At 70.2% G+C, this 530-nt stretch carries 1 protein-coding gene; it reads left to right on the top strand.

From position 1 onward, the window contains the following. Nucleotides 1-530 (top strand): putative Ig domain-containing protein (locus P0086_RS25190; RefSeq protein ID WP_275790827.1); only part of this gene is annotated, 530 nt, incomplete at both ends.

The raw sequence follows: 530 nt of genomic DNA on the forward strand, positions 1-530 counted from the left end.
CCGGATGCCGGCGACACCAAGACCGTCACCGCCGTCAGCTTCGGGGCGACGGCCGGCACGCTCGGCGCGGCCCTGAACGGCACCTATGGCAGCCTCGTGCTCAATGCCGGGGGCACCTACACCTATACCGTCAACGAGAACCATGCCGCCGTGCAGGCGCTGCGGCAGTCGGCCAATACGCTGACGGAGACGTTCAGCTACACGATGCGCGACACCGCCGGCGCCACCGCCACGGCCAATCTGACGGTCACCATCCACGGCGCCAACGACGCGCCGGTGATCACCACCCAGACGACCAACCAGAACGCCGTCGTCGGCACCGCCTTCTCGCTGGCGCTGCCGTCCAACACCTTCACCGACATCGACACCGGCGACACGCTCGCCTACACCGCAACGCTTTCCAGCGGCGCGGCGCTGCCCGCCTGGCTGTCGTTCAACGCCACGACGCGGACCTTCAGCGGCACGCCGACGGCGGCCGATGCCGGCACGCTCGGCATCCGGGTGACGGCGACCGATCTCGGCGGCCTCGC

The sequence above is a fragment of the Mycoplana sp. MJR14 genome, assembly GCF_029210525.1.
Lineage (GTDB): Bacteria > Pseudomonadota > Alphaproteobacteria > Rhizobiales > Rhizobiaceae > Mycoplana.